Genomic DNA, 7,971 nt, shown 5'->3' with positions numbered 1-7,971 from the left:
CTCGGTAGGCGGCGCGCAGCGGGCGTACCCCGGTCTGGGGGAAGGCGTACAGGGTGGACGGGTAGCTGTGCCGGTGCAGCCACTGGGCGAGGGTCCGCTCCGGGAAGTAGCTCTGGTGCGGAGCGGAGTCGGGAGTGACGGCGGCCAGATCAGGGGCGACCCAGTCGTCGATCGGGAGACCGGCGAGTGCGCTGAAGGAGAGGTTCGCGAGATACACCTGCTTGCCCTGATGCAGGAGGGAGAGCGCCAACGGCAGGCCGGAGTAGATGTCGAAGCCGCCGCCCGCGCCCGCGACGAGGATCCGTTCGGCATCGGCGAGCCGGGTGAAGAGCGGGTTGGAGTGGAGGGACGTCATGACGATCATTGTCCGACGACTACCGCGAGATGGCTGATGTCATGCGGGAGTTCGCGGACGCCCGTGACGTGCCGGCGGACATCATCTTCGGTATGAAGACCAAGGCCGAGGTCGAACTGGGGGTTACGGCTACCTCGGTGGGCATCTCGGCCGGGCTCGCGGTCGTGACGACGATCCGCATGGAGCGCGACGATCACCTACAGCTCCACAGCTCTACAGCACCGGTTGCAGCCATGAGACGCGGGCGTGGCATCAGAGGCAGCGGGACCTGATCGGCCAGGGCCCCATCGCCGATGCCATGTGGATGGACATCGACGACATGACGACACCAAGTCCCGGTTCCCCGGCAAGTACGACCAGCACAACAAGCCGCTGGGGAGGATGCTCGCGAAGAGTGGAGGGTCGACCGACACAGCCGCCCTGTTGAAATGGTGAAACACAGCCCGGAGGGCGGCAGACCGCGGGGCAAGTATGTCGTGAAGTATTCGGACGTCACGCTGATCTTCGTGCTGGTCTTCGACTACGTCCTCGTGGCTGAGAGGATCGCCCCCTGAGGTCCCGCTGCGCTCTCTCGGTTTCCGCGTAGCAGTGGTGCTTGTCAGTACTGAGGCCGGCAGCTTCGGGGGCGATGGGCGCCACAGGTGGCGGATGAGCGCCCCGTTTGGCGGAACAGAGTGTCGTCGTTGACGGGACGCGTAGCTGGGGTGCCGGCCGGCTACTGCGGACACAGGGTCTCGCTCGGGTCGGTGAAGCAGCAGTAGTTCGCGGTGCTGAGGCGGAGGGTCCTGGCGCGAGCGGCCGGCAGCGCCCGTACCCTCTGGTCGCTGCCCCGGGCGGGCCGAGCGGAGGATGCGGCGCTGAGGCATCCGTCGACACTCGCGAAGAACGCGATGAGATGGCGGGCGGCAGGGCCGGACGGGTTCCGTGCTGGTAGTGGCGGTATTTCGCGAGCGCAAGGTCCTGCTTGTGCTGTTCCTCGTGCTCATTGATCTCTGCCGGGAGCCGAGCCTGAGCGCCGCCCGGCCGGGCTGCGTAGCCTTCGTTACAGGAAGAGGGAAGGGAGTTCCGCATGACGGCGAAGCAGCCCGGGACCGAGCTCGACGCCCGCTACAGTTCCGCGCTCAACCCGCGCCCGGGCGCGGGGAGCGTCACCGCCACCGACTGGGCCGAGGCCCAGCGCGAGTTGCGCGCCGCCGAGGTCTTCTGGATCACCACGGTCCGGCCGGACGGCCGGCTGCACGTCACGCCGCTGATCGCTGCCTGGCACGACGGGGCGCTGCACTTCGGCACCGGGCCGGGCGAGCAGAAGGCGAAGAACCTGGCCGGCAATGCGCACTGCGTACTCACCACAGGGCACAACTCACTCTCCGACGGCCTCGACATCGTGGTCGAGGGCACGGCCGAGCGGGTGACGGATCCGGCGCGGCAGGAGGAGGTCGTCGCCGCGTTCGAGACGCAGTACGGGGACCACATCACCTCGCCGGAGGGGATCTTCTACGGCTTCGGTGACGGCTTCCGTACGGGCAACGTCCTGCTGTTCGCGGTGGCACCCGGCACGGCGTACGGCTTCGGGCACGACGGCCAGGTGTTCAGCCACACCCGCTACACCTTCTAGCGGGCCCGTGCACAGGGAAGCCCTCGGCCGCCCGGGGGAAGGTGTGCCGGGGCTGCTTGTGAGGGGCGGGGCACAACCCTGCCCGGGGTTACGCCGCGGACTCGAAGCCAGTACCGCGGGCGAGCTTCTTCAGCTCGACCGGCGCGTGCTTCTCGATCTGACGGATGCGCTCGCGCACCAGGCCGTGAGGGAGAACCGGGTCGACACCGGGGGGTGATGGGCGCGCGGGACCCCTCCCGGACGCCCGTGTGTAGAACGGCTCCATGACCACATCGGAATCATCGACCTGCCGCCGTAGCGCCGGGCTGTCTGCGGCGCGCGGCGCGGCGGGGACCGTCTGCGCCCTCCTGGTCCTCGCCGCCGCGCTGACCGGCTGCGGATCCGAATCGGGCGACGACGCGGGGGCGCCCGCGCCGGCCGCACCTTCGCGTTCGGCCGAACCGTCGCTCGCCTCGCCTCGCCAACGCCCACGCGGCCCTCCTCATCGCCGTCGCCGACAGCGGTGAAGCCCATGAAGCCGTCGACACCGGCCGAGCTGCGGGCGTGTGCGGACGGACGCTGCACTGTCGTCGTGACGAAGGGCACCGAGCTCCCGGGCACCGCCGGCCCTGGGACGGGCCCGTTCACGGTGAGCGCCGTCGATGCCGAGGGCGTGGACCTGAGCTCGGTCGACGCGAGCGGATTCACCACCAATCTGCTCGATCAGCGCCCCGACCAGGGCGGGGCCTCCACCGTCGACGAGCTGTCGATCGCCGTTCTCGCCATCGCGGGGGACACCGCGAAGCTGCGGCTCTCCCCGAAGTAGGGCGAGTCTCGATCACTGCCGGCGACCTTGGTGGCGCGTGCGACGCCGTTGATGCGCTGATCTCCACCGCACTCCGGCCTCTCCAGGGTGGGTGAGGCCGGAGTGGCCTCCATGCCGGGTTGCTTCGGCTCGCGAACCGAAATCGCCCGTGGCGACGGCGGCCAGGGCGGCCGCCGCGCCACGGAGGTCCCGGGCGGTCAGTCCTTTCCGGTGGTGGCGATCCGGCCGGCGTAACGCTGCGTCCAGGCGGTGTCGGTGCTGACGGTGAGGACCACGTCGTAGTAGCCCTCCTGGGTCGGCCACATGACGGCCTTCGTCCTGCCGTGGGCCACCGTGACCTTCTGAGTACGGCCGAGGTAGTCGTTGGCGGTGAGCGTGTAGGTCACCGGCTTGGTGCCGTCGTTGTGCAATGTGAGCCTCATCCGAGCCTCGTGCCTGGAGTCCCCGCCCTTCGGCAGGTCGGCTTCCACGCGCGGGAGGCCACCTTCCCTCTTTCCGGCGGGCGTGACCTGGCCGGCGAAGGAGCGCACAAAGCCGTCGTTGGAGTAGATCGAGAACGCGTACTTGCCGTCGGTCGCCCTCGCGTCCCAGGTGTACTCGCGGGGCTTGCCCGCGGTCACGGTGAACGGCGTGCTGGAGAACGCCTGGTACTTGTCGGGGAAGACCTGGAAGCTCAGGGCCTTGTCCTTGGGGCCGCCGGTCAGGGTCATCCTGGCGGTGACCGTCCCCGACGCGCGGTCCTCCGAGATCGTCGCGTGCGGATGGAAACTCAGCGGACGCGGCTTCATGTGGTCGGCGGCTATCGGCAGCTTCTGCTCCGCGAGCGGGTCCGGGAAGACGGTCGGCCCCGGCTGCGGGCGGGTGAAGTCGAGCGCGCTGGTCAGGTCGCCCGCGATCGAGCGCCGCCAGTCGCTGATGTTGGGGGAGCGGAACGGCTTGCCGAGGTGGGCCGCCCAGGTCTCCAGGAACTTGATCGCCGAAGTGTGGTCGAAGACCTCCGAGGCGACGTACCCGCCGCGGGTCCACGGCGAGACCAGCAGCATGGGGACCCGCGGACCGAAGCCGAGCGGGTAGTCGCCGACGTACTCGCGCGCCGTGCCCGGCTCGGGCCACGGCGGCAGGACGTGGTCGAACTTTCCGTCGTTCTCGTCGTAGTTGAGGATGAAGAGGGTGTGGTTCCAGATGTCGGGGTTGCTCTGCAGGCTGTCGAGCACCTTCTTGACGTAACGCTCGCCGTGCAGGGTGTCGGCGCTCGGGTGCTCGGACCAGCCGTACGGCGCCACGATCCAGGAGACCGCCGGGAGCGGGTGCTCCGCACCGGGCCGGCAGGCGTCATCGAAGTTCTTCAGGACCGCGTCGAGGTTGTCGTCGGAGTCGTCGTTCGGCGAGGTCATGCCGGAGTAGTACGTCGCGTTGGCACGCCAGATGAGCCCTGTGCCGGGCCGCAGCTTCGGGTCGTCGGCGCTGAGCCCCTCCGGGTCGAACCCCTTGAAGTACTTCAGCTCGTTGTCGCCGTAGTCGCCGACCCAATTGCTGATGTAGCCCTGCCGACCGTCGCCGCTGTTGTCGGAGTAGAGCCGCCAGTCGATGCCGGCCTGCTGGAGCTGCTCGGCCACCGTGGTCCAGGGGCGGGAGTAGTTGGACTCATCGGTGTTGCCCGTCTCGCTGTTGGCGGTACCGCTCCACAGGTACTTCCGGTTCGGGTCGGTCGGCCCGAACTCGGAGCAGAAGTTCTGGTCGGCGATGGTGTACTGGGCGGCGACCGAGTGGTAGAAGCCCATGTAGGTGTCGCTGTGGTAATTCATACAGCTCGCACCGTTGTGCTGTGCCCACAGATCCCACTTGCGGTGGTCGACGTCGCCCCACGCTCCGTGGTCGTTCCCCCAGGCTCCGTCGTCGACCTGCGGGGTGACGACGTTGCCGTCGCTGTCCTTCTGCTGGAAGACCGTGCTGCCGTCCTGGAACCGCAGCGCCTGCTTGTCGTTGAAGCCGCGTACGCCGGGGAACGTGCCGAAGTAGTGGTCGAGCGACCTGTTCTCCTGCATCAGGATCACGACATGCTTCAGGTCGGAGATGTTGCCCTTGAAGCCCTTCGGCAGAACGTACTTGGGCCTCGCGGCGGCGAACGCCTCGCCCGCCCCGGCGGTCGCGCCGAGCGCGAGCGTACCGGCGGTGACGCCCGTGCCCTGGAGGAACCGGCGCCGGGTGGTGCCGGTCGTCGTCTCTGGTCTGTCGTCGGGCTCGGGCGCCGGGGTGATCGGATCTGGAGTCATGGAAGCTCCTCATACAGGCGTGAATGGTCGGAGATGGGTACCGCGACCCGCTCATCGAAGCTGGTGGACACCAACGCAGTGTGAACACCGGCTGAGCGATGATCAGCGCGGCCGTCGACGGCCGCGCTGTCCGAACGCCGAACGGGGGGCTCACACCGGACCTTCGCCGGCCGACCGGGCGAGCCCCACGCGTACACACCACGTCACCCCCTTGGGTGCCACGCTGACCAGCGGAAACCACCATGACGTCACAACAGTTGACGCCGCTGCCGGACGCGATACCCCGCATCCGTGGCACACGCGGGCGCCCCAAGGGGGCGGGCCGACCGCTGAACGACAGCAGTCTCTCGAGCAGTTACGGCTCCGGGCGGCCGGGCTCCGGGCGGCCGGGCGGCCGGGCGGTTCGCCCGGGGTGAGGCGAGCCGGGTGATCTTCAAAGACCTGCGCCTCAGTGTCCGCTCGGTGCGGACGTGGCGGCAGGCGCGGGGACGAGGGCGGTCCACTGCCGCCGCCCCCAGCGCCGCTTCGAACGCAAGGTCGAACACTCCCTGGCGGGACCTGCCGGACGAGCTGGGTTCGTTCCGGACCGCTCACAAACGGCTGATCAGGTGGGCCGTGGACGTCACCCTCGGCCCGGTTGAGGCCGATCGCGTCGATACCGGCGGAGTTCCGGCCTGGTGCGCTCACGAATGGCAGCCGCCGACCCTAAGATCACCGGGCAAAAGCCACTCAAGGGACTCTTCCAGCCGGAAAGGATGCGTCAGGAATGCTGACACGCCATATCGGTACCGCCGAGGTCAGTGCGGTCGGGCTCGGCGCCATGAACATGTCGATCGAGGGCCGGCCCGACGAGGCGCGTTCGATCGCCACCATCCACGCGGCGATCGATGCCGGCGTGAACCTCATCGACACCGCGGACTCCTATCACCTGGCCGGACACGACGAGATCGGGCACAACGAGAAACTGATCGCCAAGGCGCTGTCCTCCCACAGCCGGGGGTCCGAGGTGCTGGTTTCCACCAAGGGCGGTCATATGCGCCCTGATCTGAACCCCGGTCCGTACATCTGGGTGGTGAACGGCCGTCCCGAGCACATCAAGGCGGCCTGTGAGGGATCGCTCAAGCGGCTGGGTGTCGAGGCGATCGGCCTGTATTTCCTGCACCGTACCGACAAGGACGTGCCGTACGCGGACTCCGTCGGCGCGATCGGTGATCTGCTCGACGCCGGCAAGATCCGGATGGCCGGCATCTCCAACGCCGATCCCGCCCAGATCGAGTTCGCCAACGACGCGCTGGGCGGACGGCTCGTCGCGGTGCAGAACCAGTTCTCCCCCGGGTTCCGCTCCAGTGAACCCGAACTTGAGCGGTGCGACGCGTTGGGTATCGCGTTCATGCCCTGGGCGCCGATCCGCGGCCTCTCCGCGTCGTACGACGGCAACCCCGTCCACGATCGGTTCGCCCGGGTCGCGCAGGCACACGGGGTGAGCCCCCAGCAGGTCAGCCTGGCCTGGATGCTCGCCAAGTCACCGATGGTCATCCCGATCCCCGGATCCACGCGACCTGAGACCGTACGCGACTCGGCGGCAGCGGTCGATCTTGTGCTGGACGATGCCGAACTGAGGGAGCTCGACACCGTCTGAGGCGTGGCTACGTCCCGGCGCCCCCGGGGAGCCGGCGGAGCCGTCGATCCTGGAGCGTTGGTTCTGGACGGACCTCTCGGGTGTGGCACGCGAGTCGACGTTGTCCGCGTCCTCGGTGAGGCCCGGACGGGGCCCCGGGTCACACTCCGGGAGCCCCGTCGGGTTCTGACCGTGCGGGGCAGTCGCGGGCCGGTCAGCTTTCCGGTGTCAGCGTTTGCCCGTCACCTTCAGCGTGGCGGCGAGCGCCGGGACGGCGTACGGCGAGTCGTTGCCGACGGTCAGACCACTCGTGTACGTGCCTGCCTGGTCGACCTTCCCCGCGTTCAGGGTGACCCGGATCCTGACCGTGGCACCCGGAGCGACGGTGACAGTGTGCGGCGCCGTCAGCCAGGTGGCCGCGCCGGAGCTGCCGCAGTCGTCGTAGCCGGGGAGCTGTTCGACGCCGGCGACCGGATCGCTGCCGTTGTCCGAGCCTCCGACGACGTACAGTCCGCAGGCGCCACCGGCCCGGTAGACCAGTGCGTTCGCCGCCGGCAGAGCCGACCAGGAGTTCGTGCCCGGGTCGTACTCCTCGGCCTGGTCGGTCAGGGCACCGCCGCTGACGCCGCCCACCAGTTGCAGCCGGCCACCGGAGGAGGCGGCGGCCATGCCCCAGGCCGGGTACGGCAGATCGGCCCGCGCGGTCCACGCGCCGGTGACCGGGTCGAAGGCGTACGTCGCTTTCGTCTCCGCGCCGCTGACCGGGTCGGTCCCGCCGGCGCAGACGACCTGGCCGGCGATGCCGGAGCAGGAGAGCCACGAGTCGGCGACGGGGTAGTCGGCCGACCGGCTCCAGGCGTCGGTGACCGGGTCGTAGACGTAGGTCGCCTGCGACGCCGGGAGGCAGTTGCCGCCGCATCCCGCGACGACGTAGAGCCTGCCGCCGAGGACCGCCGATCCGCTCGCGACGACACCTGCGGGGAGCGGCGCCGCCGAGGACCACGTGTCGTGCTTCGGGTCGTAGCGGAACACCGCGGCGGACGCGTTCTGGGTGCTGTCCCAGCCGCCGAAGACGTAGATCTGGCCGCCGACCGCCTCCGCGCCGGGCTTCTCCAACTGCTCGGGCATGTTGGCGAGCCGCTGCCAGCCGTTGGCGGCCGGGTCGTGGACGTATGACGTGAACTGAATGTTCGATGCGTCGATCCCGCCGAAGGTGTAGACCTTCCCGTCGAGGGACGTGGTGCCGCTGTCGAACACTCCTGTCGGCAGGCTGTCGGCGGTCGTCCAGCCGGCGGCACCCCCCGC

General features: G+C 69.2%; 7 protein-coding genes and 4 pseudogenes. 7 read left to right on the top strand and 4 right to left on the bottom strand.

Annotated elements, in window-relative coordinates:
• Positions 1–355 (bottom strand): annotated as a pseudogene (locus tag QR77_RS00300) (hypothetical protein); the annotation flags it as partial.
• Between the two features lie 8 nt (positions 356–363).
• On the opposite strand from QR77_RS00300, the gene QR77_RS00295 reads away from it, so the two are divergent.
• From QR77_RS00295 to QR77_RS00290, 3 genes are all read left to right on the top strand, one after another.
• Positions 364–627, top strand: coding sequence for a hypothetical protein (locus tag QR77_RS00295; protein ID WP_040019121.1), 264 nt, complete (start codon positions 364–366; stop codon positions 625–627).
• A 156-nt stretch (positions 628–783) separates the two neighbouring features.
• Positions 784–909: a hypothetical protein gene (locus tag QR77_RS49725; RefSeq protein WP_269084304.1), complete on the top strand. Its 126-nt coding sequence runs from the start codon at positions 784–786 to the stop codon at positions 907–909.
• 515 nt (positions 910–1,424) lie between these two features.
• Complete coding sequence (locus QR77_RS00290; RefSeq protein WP_040019120.1) at positions 1,425–1,970, top strand: pyridoxamine 5'-phosphate oxidase family protein; 546 nt, start codon at positions 1,425–1,427, stop codon at positions 1,968–1,970.
• An 88-nt stretch (positions 1,971–2,058) separates the two neighbouring features.
• Here the strand turns inward: QR77_RS00290 and QR77_RS44745 are convergent.
• Positions 2,059–2,157 (bottom strand): annotated as a pseudogene (locus QR77_RS44745) (RNA polymerase subunit sigma); the annotation flags it as partial.
• A 384-nt stretch (positions 2,158–2,541) separates the two neighbouring features.
• On the opposite strand from QR77_RS44745, the gene QR77_RS00280 reads away from it, so the two are divergent.
• Complete coding sequence (locus QR77_RS00280; protein WP_150130327.1) at positions 2,542–2,775, top strand: hypothetical protein; 234 nt, start codon at positions 2,542–2,544, stop codon at positions 2,773–2,775.
• 197 nt (positions 2,776–2,972) lie between these two features.
• Here the strand turns inward: QR77_RS00280 and QR77_RS00275 are convergent, their stop codons facing one another.
• Positions 2,973–5,048 carry an alkaline phosphatase family protein gene (locus QR77_RS00275; protein WP_040019117.1) on the bottom strand — a complete coding sequence of 692 codons (2,076 nt, stop codon included), beginning with the start codon at positions 5,046–5,048 and terminating at the stop codon, positions 2,973–2,975.
• A gap of 154 nt (positions 5,049–5,202) precedes the next feature.
• Between QR77_RS00275 and QR77_RS48035 the strand changes: the two are divergent.
• The 3 genes and pseudogenes from QR77_RS48035 to QR77_RS00270 form a co-directional block, all read left to right on the top strand.
• Positions 5,203–5,359: pseudogene (locus tag QR77_RS48035) on the top strand (IS5/IS1182 family transposase); the annotation flags it as partial.
• 223 nt (positions 5,360–5,582) lie between these two features.
• Positions 5,583–5,675: pseudogene (locus tag QR77_RS47290) on the top strand (IS5/IS1182 family transposase); the annotation flags it as partial.
• A gap of 139 nt (positions 5,676–5,814) precedes the next feature.
• Positions 5,815–6,687, top strand: a complete 873-nt coding sequence (locus tag QR77_RS00270) for an aldo/keto reductase (protein WP_040019116.1) — start codon at positions 5,815–5,817, stop codon at positions 6,685–6,687.
• 207 nt (positions 6,688–6,894) lie between these two features.
• On the opposite strand, the gene QR77_RS41960 is transcribed toward QR77_RS00270, so the two are convergent.
• Positions 6,895–7,971 (bottom strand): kelch repeat-containing protein (locus QR77_RS41960; RefSeq protein WP_347359760.1); only part of this gene is annotated, 1,077 nt, incomplete at its 5' end.

The sequence above is a fragment of the Streptomyces sp. 150FB genome (genome assembly GCF_000818195.1).
Lineage (GTDB): Bacteria > Actinomycetota > Actinomycetes > Streptomycetales > Streptomycetaceae > Streptomyces.
The sequence above is the reverse complement of the archived record's forward strand: the minus strand, read 5'-3'. Positions and strand labels throughout refer to the sequence as shown.

What these genes read in the sequence shown, in the direction of transcription:
- QR77_RS00270 (WP_040019116.1), top strand. Translation starts at nt 5,815, where the DNA reads ATGCTGACACGCCATATCGGTACCGCCGAGGTCAGTGCGGTCGGGCTC.
- QR77_RS00275 (WP_040019117.1), bottom strand. Translation starts at nt 5,048, where the DNA reads ATGACTCCAGATCCGATCACCCCGGCGCCCGAGCCCGACGACAGACCA.
- QR77_RS49725 (WP_269084304.1), top strand. Translation starts at nt 784, where the DNA reads ATGGTGAAACACAGCCCGGAGGGCGGCAGACCGCGGGGCAAGTATGTC.
- QR77_RS00290 (WP_040019120.1), top strand. Translation starts at nt 1,425, where the DNA reads ATGACGGCGAAGCAGCCCGGGACCGAGCTCGACGCCCGCTACAGTTCC.